The sequence below is a fragment of the Campylobacter concisus genome (assembly GCF_002912895.1).
Lineage (GTDB): Bacteria > Campylobacterota > Campylobacteria > Campylobacterales > Campylobacteraceae > Campylobacter_A > Campylobacter_A concisus_G.
Map to the genome: position 1 here is coordinate 20,354 of NZ_POZX01000080.1, position 18,412 is coordinate 38,765.

Annotated in this window: 16 protein-coding genes; 11 read left to right on the forward strand and 5 right to left on the reverse strand. The window is 37.9% G+C overall.

The genetic code is table 11. The features are described 5' to 3' along the window. Positions 1-60 precede the first annotated feature (60 nt). The 6 genes from CYP51_RS09430 to CYP51_RS09455 are packed head-to-tail and all read left to right on the forward strand — an operon-like array spanning position 61 to position 4,589. Complete coding sequence (locus CYP51_RS09430) at positions 61-1,182, forward strand: nitrous oxide reductase accessory protein NosL (RefSeq protein WP_103625244.1); 1,122 nt, start codon at positions 61-63, stop codon at positions 1,180-1,182. 1 nt (position 1,183) lies between these two features. Next, entirely contained in the window at positions 1,184-1,369 is a 186-nt protein-coding gene (locus CYP51_RS09435) for a hypothetical protein (RefSeq protein ID WP_103625229.1), read from the forward strand. After that, positions 1,359-2,468, forward strand: a complete 1,110-nt coding sequence (locus CYP51_RS09440; RefSeq protein WP_103625230.1) for an ABC transporter permease — start codon at positions 1,359-1,361, stop codon at positions 2,466-2,468. Before CYP51_RS09435 ends, CYP51_RS09440 begins: the two co-directional genes overlap by 11 nt. Then, positions 2,465-3,133 (forward strand): ABC transporter ATP-binding protein, encoded by a 669-nt coding sequence (locus CYP51_RS09445; protein WP_103625231.1) that lies wholly within the window; start codon positions 2,465-2,467, stop codon positions 3,131-3,133. Before CYP51_RS09440 ends, CYP51_RS09445 begins: the two co-directional genes overlap by 4 nt. After that, positions 3,130-4,083 carry a hypothetical protein gene (locus CYP51_RS09450; protein ID WP_103625232.1) on the forward strand — a complete coding sequence of 318 codons (954 nt, stop codon included), beginning with the start codon at positions 3,130-3,132 and terminating at the stop codon, positions 4,081-4,083. The genes CYP51_RS09445 and CYP51_RS09450 overlap by 4 nt, the downstream gene beginning before the upstream one ends. Further along, the gene (locus tag CYP51_RS09455) at positions 4,080-4,589 is read left to right on the forward strand and encodes a hypothetical protein (RefSeq protein WP_103625233.1); all 510 of its coding nucleotides are present in this window, start codon (positions 4,080-4,082) and stop codon (positions 4,587-4,589) included. Before CYP51_RS09450 ends, CYP51_RS09455 begins: the two co-directional genes overlap by 4 nt. Positions 4,590-5,002: 413 nt before the next feature. Here CYP51_RS09455 and CYP51_RS09465 read toward each other — a convergent pair whose 3' ends face one another. Genes CYP51_RS09465 through rsmA form a run of 4 tightly spaced genes read right to left on the reverse strand, consistent with a single transcriptional unit; the run spans position 5,003 to position 9,678 of the window. After that, on the reverse strand, positions 5,003-5,776 hold the full coding sequence (locus tag CYP51_RS09465) for a pseudouridine synthase (protein WP_103625234.1): 774 nt from the start codon (positions 5,774-5,776) through the stop codon (positions 5,003-5,005). Between the two features lies 1 nt (position 5,777). Next, positions 5,778-6,731 (reverse strand): KpsF/GutQ family sugar-phosphate isomerase, encoded by a 954-nt coding sequence (locus CYP51_RS09470; protein ID WP_103625235.1) that lies wholly within the window; start codon positions 6,729-6,731, stop codon positions 5,778-5,780. A 9-nt stretch (positions 6,732-6,740) separates the two neighbouring features. Then, complete coding sequence (locus CYP51_RS09475) at positions 6,741-8,870, reverse strand: ribonuclease J (protein ID WP_180997766.1); 2,130 nt, start codon at positions 8,868-8,870, stop codon at positions 6,741-6,743. Then, positions 8,836-9,678, reverse strand: coding sequence for a 16S rRNA (adenine(1518)-N(6)/adenine(1519)-N(6))-dimethyltransferase RsmA (rsmA, locus tag CYP51_RS09485; RefSeq protein ID WP_103625245.1), 843 nt, complete (start codon positions 9,676-9,678; stop codon positions 8,836-8,838). Before rsmA ends, CYP51_RS09475 begins: the two co-directional genes overlap by 35 nt. A 106-nt stretch (positions 9,679-9,784) precedes the next feature. Between rsmA and CYP51_RS09490 the strand changes: the two genes are divergently transcribed. The 4 genes from CYP51_RS09490 to rlmN are packed head-to-tail and all read left to right on the forward strand — an operon-like array spanning position 9,785 to position 15,634. Beyond that, the gene (locus tag CYP51_RS09490; protein WP_103625238.1) at positions 9,785-13,069 is read left to right on the forward strand and encodes a DEAD/DEAH box helicase; all 3,285 of its coding nucleotides are present in this window, start codon (positions 9,785-9,787) and stop codon (positions 13,067-13,069) included. Further along, on the forward strand, positions 13,066-13,821 hold the full coding sequence (hisF, locus tag CYP51_RS09495) for an imidazole glycerol phosphate synthase subunit HisF (RefSeq protein ID WP_103625239.1): 756 nt from the start codon (positions 13,066-13,068) through the stop codon (positions 13,819-13,821). The genes CYP51_RS09490 and hisF overlap by 4 nt, the downstream gene beginning before the upstream one ends. Continuing rightward, on the forward strand, positions 13,821-14,501 hold the full coding sequence (locus CYP51_RS09500) for a purine-nucleoside phosphorylase (RefSeq protein ID WP_103625240.1): 681 nt from the start codon (positions 13,821-13,823) through the stop codon (positions 14,499-14,501). The genes hisF and CYP51_RS09500 overlap by 1 nt, the downstream gene beginning before the upstream one ends. After that, on the forward strand, positions 14,498-15,634 hold the full coding sequence (gene rlmN, locus CYP51_RS09505; protein ID WP_103625241.1) for a 23S rRNA (adenine(2503)-C(2))-methyltransferase RlmN: 1,137 nt from the start codon (positions 14,498-14,500) through the stop codon (positions 15,632-15,634). The genes CYP51_RS09500 and rlmN overlap by 4 nt, the downstream gene beginning before the upstream one ends. 272 nt (positions 15,635-15,906) lie before the next feature. Here the strand turns inward: rlmN and CYP51_RS09510 are convergent, their stop codons facing one another. Continuing rightward, positions 15,907-16,821, reverse strand: coding sequence for a pseudouridine synthase family protein (locus CYP51_RS09510; RefSeq protein ID WP_103625242.1), 915 nt, complete (start codon positions 16,819-16,821; stop codon positions 15,907-15,909). A 184-nt stretch (positions 16,822-17,005) separates the two neighbouring features. Here CYP51_RS09510 and purB point away from each other — a divergent pair, with 184 nt between their 5' ends. Beyond that, positions 17,006-18,337, forward strand: coding sequence for an adenylosuccinate lyase (gene purB / locus CYP51_RS09515; RefSeq protein ID WP_103625243.1), 1,332 nt, complete (start codon positions 17,006-17,008; stop codon positions 18,335-18,337). Positions 18,338-18,412 lie beyond the last annotated feature (75 nt).

An 18,412-nucleotide genomic window follows, 5' to 3' on the forward strand; every position in this document is an offset into this window, starting at 1 on the left:
TTAGCCCAGTGGCATTTAAAGCTTATAAATATAAAAATAAAAAATACTAAAGGAGATAATATGATTTTACGTTCTATCTTGGGTTCAGCACTGCTAGCGACCTTGATTTTTGGTGCTTCGGCAAATGAACAAGCTGTCAAAATGAAACCGATGTTTCAAAGCGTGGAACCTAGCAAGGCTACACTAGTAGGAAGTGGTGAGGGCAAGGAGTACTGCGCCGTTTGTGGAATGAATTTGGTTAAATTTTATAAGACCAATCACGTATATAACGGCAAGCAAGTAGCATCACTTCACTGCTTATATGAGCTTACAGAGGGCAAGATCCCAAGCGACGCGCAGGTCGTCGATACTAAAAATCTAAATTTGATCGATGTAAATAAAGCCTTTTATGTCGTTGGTAGTAGTGTTAAAGGCACAATGACTAGAAATAGCAAATACGCCTTTTCAACCGAGTCTGATGCAAAAGAATTTCAAGCAGAAAATGGCGGCGAGATAATGGACTTTGCCAAAGCTTACGAGATAGCTGGACAGGATTTTGAAGGCGATAATAAAATGATAAAAGCTAAACGCGAGGGCGGCGTTTATGCGCATGGTAAAGAATTTTACGAAGCAAACTGCGAAAAAACAGATCCAAAAAGCTTTAAAGCTATCTCTGAGCTAAAAGCTCATCTTAAACAAGTGTGCGACTCAAAAGAGGCTAGTAAAACCCCAGAGTATGATAGGCACCTACAAGCTGCCGCTTTGTATCTATGGGACGCTCCAGCAAATTTAGGTACTAGCAATCAAGCTTCAAAACCTAAACAAGAAATAAAAAAACCTGAGAGAATAGTCGTACCAAAAGGTGCAAGATGTGCGGTATGTGGCATGCTTGTCAAAAATTCTCCATGGGCAACACTCATCAAATCAGATGGCAAGGATTATTATTTTGATGGCGTAAAAGATATGGCGCAATTTTACTTTGCGGATGGCAAAATGAAAGATGCTTATGTGAGCGATTATTATACGTTAGAAAAGCTTGATGCAAAAGATGCGTTTTATGTTCATGGCTCAAACGTTTACGGACCAATGGGCGATGAGTTTATCCCATTTAAAGACGAAGCAAAGGCAGAGAGCTTTTTAAAAGATCATGCCGGCAAAGGTGTCATAAGATTTGACGAGATAAAGAATTTTATCGGTAAATAGTGTGAAATTTCTAGTTTTTTTAGCGTTATTTTTTGGACTTTCTTATACGCTTTTAGCGGTACACTATCTTAGCTTTGATCATAAAGCAAAGCAAGATGAGCTAAGAGAAATTTCTAAGATAACAAGAGCAAATGCTGCTTTTAGTTTTAACCAAAAGGGGCAAAAAGGCTTTGTCTATGATAGGTAAAAATTTTATAAACTACGCTGTGGTTCTGCTTTTTAAAGATAGAAAGGATCACCTTTTTAGCTTTTGCCTCTTTGCACTCATTATTTTTGTGCTAAGCTCGGTGCTTTTCATCTCCGGCTCGATACAGCATGATCTTATAAATTTAGTAAAAGATAGATCAAGTATCGTAGTGAGCGCATTTCGTGCTGGCAAAAATGATCTAATGCACCCTGGCTATATCTACGATATCTCGAAGATTGATGGCGTGTCAGACGTGAGAGGCGTGGTTGATGGAGAGTACTACTTCGTTCAAAAGCGTGCTTGGTTTCATCTATATGAAGATGATAGCTTAAAAGAGGATGAGATGATTGTCGGAGAAGGTGTCAAGGCAGCGATGAATGAGCTTTACTACGATGAGAGCTTTAATTTTCTAACTGAAGAGCGCATGATACCAGTAAAGATATTAAAGACTATGCCGGCACAAAGTGGTTTAATCTCAAATAACGCTATATTTTTGCATCCAAATACGCTAAGGGCTATCTTAAATTTAAAAGATGAAGAGTATACAAAGCTCTATGTTGAGGTGCCAAACGCAGATGAGATCAGTGAAGTAGCTTTAAAGATAGAGAATTTATATCCAAATTCTTTCGCTCTTAGTATAGAAGATGAGGTGGCTAAGGTTAGGCACCTTTACTATTATAAGGGTGGAATTTTTATGAGCATTTATGTTAGCGTTATGCTTATATTCTTTGTCTTGCTTAAAAACCAAATTTCACTCGCCTATGGTAGTAAAAAGCGTGAAATAGCTATTTTAAGAAGCATTGGCTTTTGTATAAAAGATATTATATTTTTAAAATTTATACAAAATTTCATCGTTAGTGTTAGTGCTTTTTTACTCGGTGTTATGCTGGCTTATCTCTTTGTTTTTGTATTAAATGCTCCACTTCTAAAAGGGATATTTTTAGGCGATGAACTTTTAAATTTTACAAATTTCACGCCTATTTTAGAGTTTGATAAGCTCTTTTTGATCTTTGTTTTTGGTGTGATACCATTTTTGGCGTTTGTACTCATACCTTCATGGCGAGTAGCAAGTAGTGACATAAATGAGGGGCTAAAATGATAAATATAAGAGGTGTTAGCCTAGTTTATAACCAAAACAAACAAAATGAATTTTGTGCTTTAAAAAATATAAATTTAGATATTAATGACGGCGAGCTAGTGATACTAAAAGGCATTAGTGGAAGCGGCAAAAGCACCTTGCTTTCGCTTATCGCCCTACTTCAAAAGCCAACTAGTGGAGAAATTTTGATAGATGGCACTAACATCGCAAAACTGCCTGATGCCTTTTGCTCTGAGCTTAGACACAAAAGGCTTGGACTTATCTTTCAAAATTTTAACCTCATCGAGGGACTAAGTATCTATGAAAATTTACTAGCTCCATTTGCTCTAACAAATTTCAAGGCAAATGTGCGAGATGAGATGATAAAAAAGGCTCTAAGTCTCGCAAATATCGCTCATAAAAAAGATGAGAACGTATCAAATTTAAGTGGTGGCGAGCGTCAAAGATGTGCGGTAGCTAGGGCTTTGTCTATGGATGCTAACATCATCTTGGCTGATGAGCCAACGGCAAATTTAGACAGACAAAACGCACGTGCATTTTTAGGCTTGCTAGAGTCTTTTAAAGCTCTAAAAAAGAGTGTTATTGTCGCTACTCACGATAGCATTTTTGATGAGCTAAGTGCAACAGATAGGGTTGTCAGCTTGCAAAACGGAGAGATAGTATGAGTGTCTTTTTATCAAACGCCGTTATTGCCTTTTTGTTAGCGGAGTTTGTGCTTTTAGTTTTGATGAGTATTTCGCTCTTTTATGTCATTAGGATCGTGAGGTCGTGGGACTATAACGCACTAACATCGCTTCAATACTCGCTTGAAAAACAAAACTATCTTGTAAATACTATCTTGCTTTTTTGCGTCTGTATCAAGATCGTATTGTTTATATTTTTTGCACTTTGCCTAAATGAACTCTCTGATATTGTGCCTGGTGCTATGTGTTCAGCTGGCGTGATCGGCTCAAATAAATTTGGTGGCATATTGATGCTCACTAAAATTTTACTGATCTTTGGACTTGGCATTTGGCTGGTTATAAATAAGCTTGACTTGCAGGCTCTAAATTTCCCTTATCTAAAGAAAAAATACGCCATTTTTATCTGCCTTTTTGTCATGATACTACTTGAGCTTGGCATAGAAATTTCGTTTTTTTACAATATCCCACTAAAAGTGCCGGTCTTTTGCTGTTCTGTCACTTTTCAAGCTCCAAAGCTGCCATTTGGCTATACAAATTTTGGCTTAGTAAGCGTCTTTTTCGTACTATTTTTTGTCATTTTGGTGCTAAATTTTTTAAAGCAAAGTATGGCTAGCTTTGTGGCAAATTTGTTGTTTTTGGTGCTTAGTTACTACGCCATTACCTACTTTTTTGGCCTTTACGTTTACGAGCAGCCAAATCACAAATGCCCATACTGCATGCTAAAAAGTGACTATTTTTATGTTGGCTATCTTATTTGGGGCAGTTTGTTTCTAGGCGTTTTTTACGGCCTTATGCCATATCTTGTTGAGATTATCACAAAGACAAACTACTCGCACAAGCTTAAATTTTCATCGATCTGGCTAGGTGTTTGCGTGCTTATCTGCGCGCTTTATGTCTTGAAATATTATTTGCTAAGAGGATTTTTATTTTGATAAAGCAAATTTTTTCTTTGTGTTTGTTAGCTCTAGTCTTAGCCGTACTTGCCTATAATGCCGACATAAGTGATGATAAAATTTTAGTTTTAAATAATGGCAAATCAGAGCCGATCGAGCAACTTACGCCAAATAAATTTATATGTTATGAGAGCAGGATACTGATCGCTGATAATAACGATACAGCCCAGGCAATCATGCCAAACGGCGACATCTACTTTTTTAACGACATCACAAATTCTTTCATCTGGTATATGGCGCAAAAGAGCAAAGATAAGATCAAATTATATGTCTATTCAAGAGATACGAATCGCTATATTCTAGCGCAAGATGCTTGGTATTCAAGGGTTGATATAACGCCGATGGGATATGGCATAGGGGCATACGAGTTTCACACGTATGGCATAAACGACAACTATTTTAAAGAGGTCTTACTATACGCAGCACGCGGTGAAACGTTGCTAAATCCATACATAAACATTCTACTTTCAGAAAATAAGATATAAATTTATGAAGCTCTAAATTTGTTAGAGCTTGCTGGGTTGTTTTTGGTATTAAAAGCCTCTTTCGTTTAGTTTTTTGTAAAAATCACATCCTTTTTGATCTCCTAAATCACATGCTTTTCCAAAATATTCTTTTGCGGTGCGATATTTTGTCTTAACCCTTGTTCATTTTCATACATAACTCCTAAATTAAAGCAACAATCAATATTCCCACTGTCATAAACATTTTGTTATTGCTTAGTTGCTTTATCATAAGTTACCTTTATTGAGCTTCAAGTCTAAGCTCAATAAAGATCCTTACAAAAACTGGTAGCTAGTAAAACAATGGATAAAAGAACAGCCTTTTTCTCCATTTTTGTAAATTTGTTGTTATTTTGGTTTAGCTTGTCTTCTTTTATTAGAGGAATAAGCCAAATTTAGTATCTAACGTTATTAACCTTTAAAAAGTCTCTTAGATCTTCGTATTCGCTGTTTTCGAAGTAGCGCCATTTGCCAGGCTTTAGCATATCAAGGCTAACGCGCCCAAAGCTAACACGTTTTAGGTCCATTACTTCAAGGTCAAAGTAGCCAAAGAAGCGGCGAAGCTCCCTGTTTTGCCCCTCGTTGATGATGACCTTTAGTTTTGTATAGCCGCCGCTTGAGCCAAAGACCTTATAGGCTAGAAATGGCTTAAATTCCATTGATTTTATAGTAGTTTTTGCGTGTGCGCCTTTTGTGGCATCCTTGGCAAAAAAGCCATTTATCATCGCCTCAATTACCTCTTTTGTTACCTCGCCTTTTACTTTTAGATAGTATTCGCGCTCTAAGTCGCTATTCATGAGTGCTGTGGCGATCGCTGGGGCGTCAGTTAGTAAAAGTAGCCCCTCACTTGCATAGTCTAAGCGCCCTACGCTAACAAATTTTGCAAATTTCTTATCTAGCGTATCATAGATCGTCTTTCGTCCACGGTCATCTTTTTTACTAACTAGCTCACCCTTTTGTTTATGATAGACGATAACAGTAAATTCCTTTTTTAGCTTTATTAAACGCCCATTTATACGTACTTTATCATCTTCATCCACGTTTGTGGCAAGGTCGCTAACCACACGTCCTGCTATACTAACCTTACCAGCTTTTATCAGCTCATCTGCCTCACGGCGTGAGTAGTTTGTGTTGTGTGAGATAAATTTATTTAGTCTTGTTTTTTCCATTTTATAGTCCTAAATTTGCAAGGTCATGGATGTGTAAAACGCCCACGGGCACGCCATTTTCTACAACGGCTAGAAGCTGAATTTTATACTTTTCTATTAAAGCCAACGCATCCACGGCTAACATTTCCTTGTCGTTTATCTCTTTTGGATGTAAGGTTGCAAATTTTATTGCTGGCTCGTCTAGATCAAAGTCCTCTCGCATAAGTGCACGTCTAAGATCGCCGTCACTTAAAAGGGCGTCTAGCACGCCATCTTTACCGACTATTAAAACCGTGCCAAGCTTGCCATGCGTCATTGTATCGATCGCGCTTTTTAGGGTTGCATTCCAGCGAACTATCGGTAAATTTTCGCTTCTCATTACGTCTTTTACTTTTAGAAATAGCCTCTTGCCAAGGCTGCCACCTGGATGAAAATTTGCAAAGTCTTCTTTTTTGAAACCTCGTTTTTGCATCAAACAAACAGCTAACGCATCGCCAAGAGCTAACGTTAGCGTAGTTGATGCTGTTGGAGCAGCATTTAGCGGGCAGGCCTCTTTCTCTACGTCAATGCTAATAAATGCGTCGCTAAATTTACCAAGCGAGCTTGTTTTGCTCCTTGCCATGGCGACGATTTTTACGCCAAAGCGCTTTACGTGAGGCAAAATTTTAATAAGCTCATCACTCTCGCCACTAAAGCTAATGGCTAACAAAACATCGTCTTTTTCTATCATTCCAAGGTCGCCGTGCATAGCCTCTGTCGGGTGCAAGAAAAAGCTTGGCGTGCCAGTGCTTGCAAGCGTGGCAGCGATCTTTGCACCTATGTGACCGCTCTTGCCCACGCCTGTGACTATAACCTTGCCTTTTGCGTTAAATATCAAATTTACAGCATCTTCTATGGCTAAATTTTTAGCATGCCTTAAAAGCTCGTTTGCTTCTATCTCTAAAACTTCTGATGCGATTTGGTTAATTGTTTGCATAAATTCCCCTTACATTAGATAGATAATAGGCACGATAGTCGGGTATTTTTTGACTTTTCTAAAGATGTGTTTTCGGATGACCTGACGTACCTGCCCTTCGAGCATCCTGCCGTCTTTCAAAAGCTCCTCTTTAACGTTGCTTAGGTATTGCTCCAGCACGCTCTCCATCTCTTTTCTGAACTCGCCATCTTGCTTATCGCCCACAAGGCCGTAGCTAATGACGCGAGGCTTATTGATGAGTTTTGCGCCGTGACGTGAAATTTGAGCGATTATCATGACGACCCCTGCTTCAGCTAAATTTTGCCTATCGATGACAACATCATCTGAAATTTGTTTATTTATTTGATTGTCAATAAATACCTTGCCTGTTTTTACTGTTTTTACACGCTTTAGGTACTTTTGGCATATCTCCATCTGATCACCGTCACTCATTAGATAGATATTTCGCTCGTCCACGCCGCAAGCTACAGCTGTTTCTTTGTGTTTTGCGATGTGATTGTACTCGCCGTGAACTGGTAAGAAAAATTTTGGTTTTATAAGACGTAGCATCAGCTTTTGCTCTTCTTGTGCTGCGTGGCCGCTGACGTGGATCTCACTAAAGTCTTGGTAGGCAACACTTGCACCTGATTTGATAAGGAAATTTAGCACCGTTGAGACACTATTTTCGTTACCAGGGATCGCTTTTGAGCTGATTATTATCTGATCGGTCGGCTTTATTTTGATGTATTTGTGCTCATCTGTAGCCATTCGGTATAGCGCGCTCATGGTCTCACCTTGGCTCCCTGTTGTTACGATTAACACCTCGTCATCTTTAAATTTGCCAACCTCATTTGCGTCAATAAAAATTTTCTTATCAAGTTTGATATAGCCAAGCTCCATTGCAGTATACAAATTTCTCTCCATTGATCTACCGATGACACAGACTTTGCGGTTGTATTTTAGCCCCCACTCGATCGCTTGATAGACGCGGTGTATGTTTGAACTAAATGTGCTCATAATGACGCGGCCTTTGGCCTTTGAGAATATCGCATCAAAGGTCTTGCCAACACTGCTTTCGCTTTTGGTAAATCCTTCGCGGTAGCTGTTCGTGCTATCGCTCATTAGACATAATACACCTCTTTCGCCGTAGTATGCTAGTCTGCCAAGGTCAGTTGGATAGCCGTCGATCGGCGTGTGGTCGATCTTAAAATCGCCTGTGTGGATGATGGTGCCCGCCTTTGTCGTGATCGCAAGAGCAGAGGCGTCGATGATAGAGTGCGTTATATGTATCCACTCGACTTCAAAGTCACCTATGAGATATGGCTTTCTTTTTTCGACTGATCTAAAGAGCGAGCGCTCTTGTTTTAGTCCGTGCTCTTCAAATTTATTGTTTATCATACCAAGTGGCAAAGGTGTGGCGTAAATCGGAAATTTAAACTCTTTATAAAAGTAGGGCACTGCACCGATGTGATCCTCATGCGCGTGAGTGATGATGACACCTTTTATTTTATCTTTTATTTTTCTAACGTAGTCAAAGTCTGGGATGAGGATATCCACGCCGTGCATACTCTCGCTTGGAAAGCTCATGCCTATATCGACGATGATCGCGCTCGTATCGGTCTCAAATATCGTCATATTTCCGCCGATCTCACCAAGACCGCCAAGTGGCGTTATACGAATTTTATGTTCGCTTGAGTTTAGATACTTCATCGGCTCCAGACGAAGCTCGTGAACGGCCTTGTTTGCCACCATTGCACTTGCGATATCTTGCTGCCATTGCTCATTACCATTTAGTTTTGCAGGTAAATTTTTCTTTGGCTTTTTAGCCTTTTTTGGCTTTTCTTTTTGTTCTTGTGCTTTGGTTTTTGTTTCTTGTGGTTCTTGTTTTTGCTCTTTTGGCTTATTGTTTTCGCCATTTTTATTTTGATTTTTGTTATTTCTTGGCTTTTTTGGGCGAGAATTTTGGCTCTTTGGCTCGGCGTGCGTTTCAGTTTCAGCTTGCTCTGCTGCAAAGAAATTATCTATTACGCTTTTGCTTGCTAGTGAAGCTTGCTCGGTAGCTTCGCCATCTTGTTTTGGTTTATTTTTTGGTCTAAATCTTCGTCTTTTGTTGTTTTTGCTTTGGTTAGTTACAACTTTCTCTTCGTTTTTGTCGTTCATTATCTTCCTTTAATCTTTCAAATACTTTTAGATAAGAATCGACATCTAGCTCGTGTGGACGTAAATTTTGGTTTAAAGCTAGGCTTTCAAAAATTTCTTCTAACGCATTTTTGTCAAAATTTGTGGATAAATTTTTCAAAAGCGTCTTTCTTGGCGAAGCAAATGCAGCTCTTAAAAATACTTTAAAAGCCTCGTATTGTTTTGCATCTTTGAAAATCCCGTCTTTACCAAAAATCTTTTTTGTTTTTTGTAGTTTGATGACTGAAGATGTGACCTTTGGAGGTGGATTAAAAAGCTTTGCATCCACGTCAAACAAAAGCTCACACCTGCCTTGAAGTGAAGCGAGGATCGATAAAGAGCTAAATTCTTTATCCTTGCTCTTTGCACTAAATTTAAGAGCAACCTCTTTTTGTATCATCACGATAAGCCCAAGGCATTTTTCGTCACCTATCGCATTTAGGATCATCTTCGTAGCAACGTAATAGGGTAAATTTGCGACTAAAAAGTAGTTCTGGCTACTTAGTCCGCCCTCTTGCTGCCACTGCTCTAAAGCATCTTTACAAAAAAGTTTTAATTGTCCATTTTGGATCTCATTTGCAAATTTGGCCTTTAAAATTTGAAACAGCTCACAATCTATCTCAAAACAGGTTGTCTTATAAATTTGCAAAAGTCTAAATGTCAAATCACCTAAGCCAGGCCCAATCTCAACGACGTTTGCTACATCATTGGGTATCGCTTGGATGATCTTATCTAGTGTTGCTTTGTCTTGTAAAAAATTCTGTCCAAAGTGCTTTTTTGCCTTTATCATAGTCGCGATATTAGCCAAAAATTACTTATACAATGATTACAAGTTTAGTTTAATCATATATAAAATGGATTATAATCACTAAACAATAACGAAATAAGGCATAAATTTGAGCAAGGCAAATACCTTAAAATACTTTTTATTATCACAATATTTAGAGCCAAAAACCTTAGACGAGCCAAAAAAGACAAATACCAAGTTTAAAAAATCAATAGACCTTGAGATCGCAAATTTTGATGAGAAATTTCTACAAATTTTAAGGGCATTTGATAGCTCACTTTTAAAAAATGGCATAGAAATTTCTATTTATGGCGGTATTTTTGAGACTGACTTGCTTGCCATTTATATCTCAAAGCTTGCAAAGGTGAAATTTGAAAAAGAGCAAATTTTGGATGAGCTGCGATCTGAGAAAACGAGCTTTGATAAGGCATTTTGTTATAAGCTTAAACTCGCTGGTGATTTGGTATTTTGTAAAGATGATCAAAATTTTGCTTTAAAAGATGTAAATTTAGATGATAATTTAACTCTATTTTTTACACCAAACTCGTCTGATGATCTTTTCATCTCAACAGCTCCTTGGGCAATGGCTCGCCTAGATCATCTAAAAGAGATAAGCCAAAGTGACTTTAGCAAAGAATGTGAGCGTATAAAAGACAAGCTATCTATCTATAAAGAAAAAATGGAATTTGGCAAATATATAAAGGTTATAAATGATGAGCTAAAAAGTGCACTTAAAACACCATTTTGTAACGATTTCTTAAGGCTTGAAATAAAGATCGTAAATCCAAATTTTAAAGAAAATGATAGCCTTTTAAATAGCTTTTTTATAGATGATATAAATTTGCTTATAAAATTTTACGAGTCAGGCAGGACGCACGAGCTGACGGATCAGTTTTTGGACGAGGGCAGTGAGAATAAATTTGAAAGACTTGATGTAAGAGATGAGCAAAATAAAAGGCTTGTTAGAGATTTTTTTAAAGCAGAAGAGTATCCAAGATCGGCCTTTGCTAGCGACTTTGCTTTAAATTTCTCGCAGCAAATTGCTGTTAATAACATCATTAAAAAATTTAAAGAAAAAAGTGGTGGAATTTATAGTGTAAATGGTGCTCCAGGCACTGGCAAAACAACGCTTTTAAAAGACGTAATGGCCGAAGTTGTTATGCTTAGAGCGATGAAGCTCGCACAAATGAGTAGACATGATATCTTTGCACCAGTTCGAGATAGTAGCGATAAGGTGCTTTATTTCACTCTAAATAAAGAACTTCAGGGCTATGAGATGGTTGTTAGCTCTTGTAATAACGGTGCGGTTGAAATTTTAAGTAAAGAGCTTAGCCAGCTAAAAAGTATCGGTAGTTATGCAGGTGAGATTGATTATTTTAAATTTATAGCTACAAGGCTTCTCTCAGCCGATGAAAAGACAAATTTTGGAGAAAAATCTTTTATCTCAAAACCTGCATGGGGGCTTTTTTGCATACCTCTTGGCTCAAAGCAAAATAAGTCAAATTTTGTTTTTAACGCGATTAATGGCGTAAAGATCGAAAAAACGCATAGTCAGTTTGAAGACATTTCAAAAGAATTTAAAGAATTTATAGAACAAGATGGCTTTTTGATGGGGCTTGGCAAATACTTGGCTACCGGCGAAGGAGTTGATGATTACGACGAGGCAAAGGAGAAATTTAATCAAGCCCTACACGAAGTAAACCTACTTTTTAGCGAGATCAGGATCAAAGAAGAGGAGCTAAAAAGTATAAATAGCGAGCTTATAAATATCGATAAAAGACTTGATAACTATAATTCAGCAAGGCAAATAGACGAGCTTTTAAAACCACTAATAGATGAGCTAGATTTGAGCAAAAATGAGCTAGAGCAAAAGGTGGCTGAAGCTAATGAGCTAACAAAGCTTATTGGTCAAAATGAAATTTTACAAGAGTATCTAAGTGCGCCTGTAAAGCCATCATTTTTTATTTTCCAGCAAATTTTAAGGACACAAGCTTTTGAAAAATATAACAACGAAGCGCAAAAAGTTAGTGAGATAAATCGTCAAATAGCTGAGCAAAATTTGAAAGCAAACAAGCAAAATAGTGAAAATAAAGAGAAGAATGAAGCAAAATTAAACGAACTAAAAGCTCAAATAACTCAGCTTGAAGAGAAAATTTTAGAACTTAACACCAAGATAGACTATCTCAACAAGCTTAATGATGACTTTGTTAGACGTCAAAAATTAATTGGCAGAAGTGAAGAGCTTGATAGCTTTTTAAATGGTAGTTTTAATCAGAGTAATGAAGAAATACAAAAGAGTATGCCATTTATGATGGAGCTTGGCCTTGATGAGAAATTTCATAAGACAAAGCTTTTTAACGCAAGAATCAAGCTTTTTAAAGAAGCGCTTAATCTGCATAAAGCCACTATCTTTGCTTGCAAAGAAGCTGTTAGAACAAATTTACGAGCTCTTAGTGTTATATTTAATGATGAAAAAATGGCTGAGAAAAATGGGCTTGAGGCTAAAGATAGACGTGAAATAATAAAAGGATTGTTCTTACTAACGCCAGTTGTTAGTTCTACTTTCATATCTTTTAATAATACCTTTAAAGAGCTACTAAATGGCGATATAGGTTTGCTCTTAATAGATGAAGCAGGGCAGGCAAATTTAACTAACGCATTAGGCGCATTGCTTCGTTCAAACTTGGCTGTTGTAGTTGGCGATCCACTTCAACTTGAGCCCGTTGTAACATTACCGCTAGCTTTAAATAATGCTATTTTACGCTACTGCGATGCAAAGGATGAGTTTAATCTACTAAAATCATCAGTTCAACTTCTAGCTGATAAAGTACAAAATATTGGTACATATATAAAAGGAGAGGGTAAGTCCATTTGGGTTGGTTCGCCACTTATCGTTCATAGAAGGTGTGCCAACCCTATGTTTAAAATTTCAAACGAGACAACATATGATGATATGATGATACTTGGTAGAGGCAGTAAAAGTAAACTTAGTGATCCTAACATCAAAACAGAATGGATTGACGTTAGTAGTGATGAATGGATAGGTAATTATAATAAAGCTGAAGGCATGATCGTTAAAGAGCTTTTAAATGGTAAGTTAGCCAAGCTAAAAGATAGTGTTAAAATAATAACACCTTTTAAAGATGTTTGTAAAAATTTAAAAGGGGCTGGTACCATTCACACCATGCAAGGCAAAGAAGCTGATGTTGTTATCTTTATTCTTGGCGGCGCTACAAAAGGTGCTAGAGCATGGGCTGCTAGTACGCCAAATTTACTAAATGTAGCACTAACAAGAGCAAAAGAGGTTATTTATATAGTTGGTAACCGAGAAAATTGGTCTAATTTGCCATATTTTGAGGTAGCTGCTAGAAAAATAGATAAAGGACAGATTTGAATCATTTTGCAAAACGCATAATCCCATGCCTTGATGTAAAAGATGGCAGAGTCGTAAAGGGTGTAAATTTCGTAGGACTTGTCGATGCTGGAGATCCTGTCGAAATAGCTAAAAGATACAATGACGAGGGTGCTGATGAGCTTTGTTTTTTAGATATCACTGCCTCTCATCTTGGGCGTGATACGATAGTTGATGTCGTAAAAAAGGTCGCAAGTAAGCTTTTTATCCCACTAACAGTTGGTGGAGGCATACGCACGATCGATGATATCTCTCGCCTTTTAAATGCTGGCTGCGATAAAGTAAGCCTAAATTCATCAGCTATACAAGAGCCAAATTTGATTGATGAGGCAGCTAAGAAATTTGGCTCGCAATGTGTCGTAATTGCGATCGATGCTAAAAAGATTGAAAATGGTTATAGTGTTTTTATAAATGGTGGCAGGGTCGATACCAAAAAAGATGCCTTTACCTGGGCAAAAGAGGTTGAGTCGCGTGGAGCAGGGGAGATATTGCTAACGTCTATGGATAACGATGGCGTCAAACAAGGTTTTAACCTTGAGCTAACAAAGGTATTTAGCATGCTTTCTATACCAACTATCGCAAGTGGTGGCGCTGGTAAGATGGAGCATTTTAAAGATGCTTTTGAAGCCGGGGCTGATGCGTGTTTAGCTGCTTCGATATTTCACTTTGGCGAAATCGAGATAAAAAAACTAAAAGAGTATCTCAAGGCAAATGGCGTTGAGGTTAGGCTCTAATGTTAGTTATCTCTGCTGGAAAAAACGAAATTTTTGACTTTGCTTTGCCAATGGGTGTGGGCCTACTTGATATGGCGATAAATTTGACAAAATTTTTGCAGAAACGAGCATGTATTGGAGCGGATGAAAATGGTATAAATTTAAAAAATATCGATCCGCACTATTTTGCAAAGATCGAAGCTAAATTTGCAAACTCATCAAATCCAGAGCTAAAAGATCTAAGTCAAAATTTGTCAAAAAATCCTGAACGAAATTTATATAAGATGCCAGAAAAAATAGTTTTCGTTGGCTCGGCAGGTCTTTATAAAGATGGTGAAATTTTACAAATTTATGAAAGCTCAGTTGGGGCAAATATTGAAATTTCTAGCGTAGAAAATAGATCTTATTCACCGATTGAGTGTGAAATTTCTTCTATCGTTTCACGTGGAACTATCAAAATAAATTCGTCAAATTTCATAACGACAGACAAAAATTTGGCTCATAAGATATTTGAAAAAGGCTATTTTTTAGAAAATATGGAGTTTTTTTCTGTTCTAAGAGTAGCTCAAATTTTTAAAATTCCAGCTTATGGAATTTTTGTAGCGACAAATTTTTGTGATAAAAATGCACATGCTGATTTTATAAAAAATCACGCAGAGGCCAAGAAAATTCTAACAAAATATATAAAGGAAAATATGTGATAAATTTGCTTGATCTTAGTATTGATGAGCTAAAAGAGTTAGTTTCTCCACCATTTAGAGCAACACAAATCTACGAGTGGATATATAAAAAAAATGCAACCGAATTTAGCCAAATGCTAAATTTGCCTAAAGATATGCGTCAAGATCTGGCTGAAAAATTTTATATCGATCCTTTAAAATGTGTAAAATTTGAGCAAAGTAGTGATGGTTCGATCAAGTATCTTTTTGAGCTAAAAGATGGGCTAAAGATAGAGAGTGTCTTACTCCCGATGAAAGAGGAGATTAGTGATGAGAATGGAAAGGTCAGTCGCCATGCTCGTTATACGGTTTGTGTTAGTTCGCAGGTTGGCTGTAAAATGGGATGTGCTTTTTGTCTAACAGCAAAGGGTGGACTTGTTAGAAATTTGACTGCCGGTGAGATCGTAGGGCAAATTTTATGGATAAAAAGAGAGAATAAGATACCTTATGAAAGACGCATAAATGTCGTTTATATGGGTATGGGTGAGCCACTTGATAATCTTGCTAACGTTAGTAAAGCGATCAAAATTTTAGCACTTAACGAGGGTCTAGCCATATCGCCGCGTCGTCAAACCGTTTCAACTAGCGGACTTGGCAGCCAGATAAAAAAGCTTGGCGAGATGGATATTGGTGTGTTATTAGCCATATCGCTTCATGCTGTTACTAATGAGCTTAGAAGCCGTCTGATGCCGATAAATAAGGCGTATAATATCGAGGCTGTTATGGATGCTGTTAGGGGATTCCCTATCGATATGCGCAAACGCGTGATGTTTGAATACCTTGTTATCAAAGATCTAAATGACAGCGTTAGTGATGCAAAAAAGCTGGTAAAACTGCTGCATGGTATCAAGGCAAAGGTAAATTTGATCTATTTTAACCCGCATGAAGGCAGTGAATTTGGACGACCCGAGCTTACCAGCATGCTAAAATTTCAAGAATATCTAAGAGATCATGGCGTTACTTGCACGATTAGACAGAGTAAAGGACTTGATATAAGTGCAGCTTGTGGACAGTTAAAACAACGCAATGAAAATACAAAATTTAAAACCATTGCCAGTGATAAAAATTTAAAAAGACAGTCGCTTGAAGATAATAGTAAAGCCAGTGTGAGTTAAAATGAGTGCACTTGATATAGCCGAAATAGTCTTTGTTGCTGTGGTGGTTTTACTCGGATTAGGACTTATTTTAAAAGTTTTAAAAGATGAAAAAGATAGGTATAAATTCTGAGTCTTAACATCAAGATAAAATCTAGCTCTCATAAAGAAATAAAATGGAGTGTTAATTGCATAAACTATAAAATTATCATTGTGGTATCTAAAAGTGATAAACTTTGGCAAAACGTAGGTAAGGGTTTATGAGAAATAGAAATTTATTAAAAAATTTTAGACTAAAGTAAACCTTCTTTTGCAAATCTATAAAATTCGCTTTCAGCGTCAAATTTACTTTTTATGTTATAAAAAATTTCATCAAATTTAAAAGAAATCTCGTCCGAGTGAAGCAAGAGCCTTTTTGCTCCAGTTAAATTTATCCGTTCACGCTCGCTCATCTCTTTATCTAAAATTTTCTCGATCTGCGGACGTGACAAACCATAAAGTGGTTCGCCAAGTATCTTGTGTTTCACATGAAACAAATGTAAGCGAATTTGATGCTGCCTGCCAGTGAGCGGGATGGCTCGCACCAAAGTTGTATTGATATTGTCAAAATATCTTATCGGCAAAATTTTAGTCACAGCACGCTTGCCATTTTCGCAAATTTGCATTCGCATTTTCACATCGTCGTAGTTGTTTGCTAGATCCATCTTGGCATCGATCATAAATTCTCGCTCGATCTTGCCTTGTACCATCGCGACGTAGCTTTTAGAAACCTCTCTGTTTTCAAAAATTTTCTTTAGTTTTATCGTAGAATTTCTGTCTTTTCCAACGACTATCACGCCACTCGTCTCAAAGTCTAGCCTATGCGCCACGCTCGCATCTCGTCCAAAAAGTGTATAAATTTCATCATTTAGTGAGTACTCACAGTGTCTGCCATTTGGATGGCTTAGCACTCCGCTTGGTTTGTCAAATACAGCAAAGCTCTCACACTCAAAGATCGGTTTAAGTCCCTTTGGCTCCGCCTCATAGTCGATTAAAAAAATATTACCACACAAAATGGCATTTTTCTCACTCACGACACTACCACCACATATCAGCCTACCTTTATCTATGAGGCGTTGCGCTTTTCTCATGCTAAAGCCAGTTTTCATTAAAATTTCATACGCTTTTTGTTTGTTTGCAGTGGCAATAAATTTATTTACGTAGGGCAAGGTAATCCTTTTAAAAAAGAGTGAGCTATCTTAAGCACAAATTTATAAGCGTATAACCGACATTTCAGCACGGATTTTATATAATCCAAACTTAAATTTTATAAAATTATACTATGTGATTTTTAGCTTTCAAGGCTAAAATTTACTTTTATGACAAAGAAAACTAATACAAAAAGGTTCAACAATGGTCGAAAGATACTCGCGCAAAGAGATGGCTGATAAGTGGAGCATACAAGCAAAATACGACGCTTGGCTCAAGGTAGAAAAAGCTGCCGTTAAAGCTTGGAATAAGCTTGGCTTTATAAGCGACGGCGACTGCGAGAAAATTTGCAAAAATGCTAAATTTGAAGTGGCTCGCATCGACGAGATAGAAAAGACGACAAAGCACGACGTCATCGCATTTCTAACAAGCGTCAGCGAAAGCCTTGGCGAGGAGAGCAGGTTTGTTCACTACGGCATGACATCAAGCGACTGCATCGACACAGCTGTTGCGCTTCAAATGAAAGAGAGCCTAGAGCTTATCATCAGCGACATAGAGGAGTTTATGCAGGCAGTCAAAAATAGAGCAAACGAGCACAAGCATACGCTCATGGTTGGCAGAAGCCACGGCATCCACGGCGAACCGATAACTTTTGGCCTTGTGCTTGCCATCTGGTACGACGAGATTGCAAGGGCGCTAAAGCTCATCAAAGATGCAAAAGATACTATCAGCTACGGCAAACTCTCAGGCGCTATGGGAAATTTAGCCCACGCTCCGATGGAATTTGAAGAGCTAACATGCGAAGAGCTTGGCCTAAAAGCTGCCCCAGCGTCAAATCAAGTGATCCAACGCGACCGCTATGCCCATGTGGTAAGCGCCATCGCAGTTCTAGCCTCTACTTGTGAGAAGATCGCAGTTGCCATTAGACACTACCAAAGGACCGAGGTTTATGAGGCAGAGGAGTACTTTAGCCCAGGACAAAAGGGCTCAAGCGCGATGCCACACAAACGCAATCCAGTCCTTAGCGAAAATATCACCGGCCTTTGCAGGGTGCTACGCTCATACGTCACGCCAGCGCTTGAAAATGTCGCACTTTGGCACGAGCGCGATATCAGCCACAGCTCGGTTGAGAGATTTATCCTGCCAGATATGTTTATCACGGCTGATTTTATGCTGGTTCGCATCAAAAATTTGATAGCAAATTTAGTCGTCTATCCAGAAAATATGATGAAAAATTTAAATTTAACAGGCGGACTAGTCTTTTCACAGCGCGTACTTTTGCAGCTGCCACAGCGTGGAATTTCTAGAGAGGATGCCTACAAGATCGTTCAGCGCAATGCTATGAAGGTCTGGGCAGACTTGCAAGAGGGCAAAAAAGCGATCGACGAGCAAGGCCACAGCCTATTTTTGCAAAATTTGCTAAACGACGAGGACCTAACTAAGAGCCTTAGCAAAGATGAGATCAAAGAGTGCTTTGACTACAACTACTACACTAAAAATGTAGATAGAATTTTTGCCAGAGTTTTTGGCAAGTAAATTTAAATGCAAGAAGCAAATTTATGCTTCTTGCTTCAAGATATCGCTTCAAACATTTCTCCAATCATTTTAAAA

What these genes read in the sequence shown, in the direction of transcription:
- CYP51_RS09430 (WP_103625244.1), top strand. Translation starts at nt 61, where the DNA reads ATGATTTTACGTTCTATCTTGGGTTCAGCACTGCTAGCGACCTTGATT.
- CYP51_RS09440 (WP_103625230.1), top strand. Translation starts at nt 1,359, where the DNA reads ATGATAGGTAAAAATTTTATAAACTACGCTGTGGTTCTGCTTTTTAAA.
- CYP51_RS09445 (WP_103625231.1), top strand. Translation starts at nt 2,465, where the DNA reads ATGATAAATATAAGAGGTGTTAGCCTAGTTTATAACCAAAACAAACAA.
- CYP51_RS09450 (WP_103625232.1), top strand. Translation starts at nt 3,130, where the DNA reads ATGAGTGTCTTTTTATCAAACGCCGTTATTGCCTTTTTGTTAGCGGAG.
- CYP51_RS09465 (WP_103625234.1), bottom strand. Translation starts at nt 5,776, where the DNA reads ATGGAAAAAACAAGACTAAATAAATTTATCTCACACAACACAAACTAC.
- CYP51_RS09470 (WP_103625235.1), bottom strand. Translation starts at nt 6,731, where the DNA reads ATGCAAACAATTAACCAAATCGCATCAGAAGTTTTAGAGATAGAAGCA.
- CYP51_RS09475 (WP_180997766.1), bottom strand. Translation starts at nt 8,870, where the DNA reads ATGAACGACAAAAACGAAGAGAAAGTTGTAACTAACCAAAGCAAAAAC.
- rsmA (WP_103625245.1), bottom strand. Translation starts at nt 9,678, where the DNA reads ATGATAAAGGCAAAAAAGCACTTTGGACAGAATTTTTTACAAGACAAA.
- CYP51_RS09500 (WP_103625240.1), top strand. Translation starts at nt 13,821, where the DNA reads ATGTTAGTTATCTCTGCTGGAAAAAACGAAATTTTTGACTTTGCTTTG.
- purB (WP_103625243.1), top strand. Translation starts at nt 17,006, where the DNA reads ATGGTCGAAAGATACTCGCGCAAAGAGATGGCTGATAAGTGGAGCATA.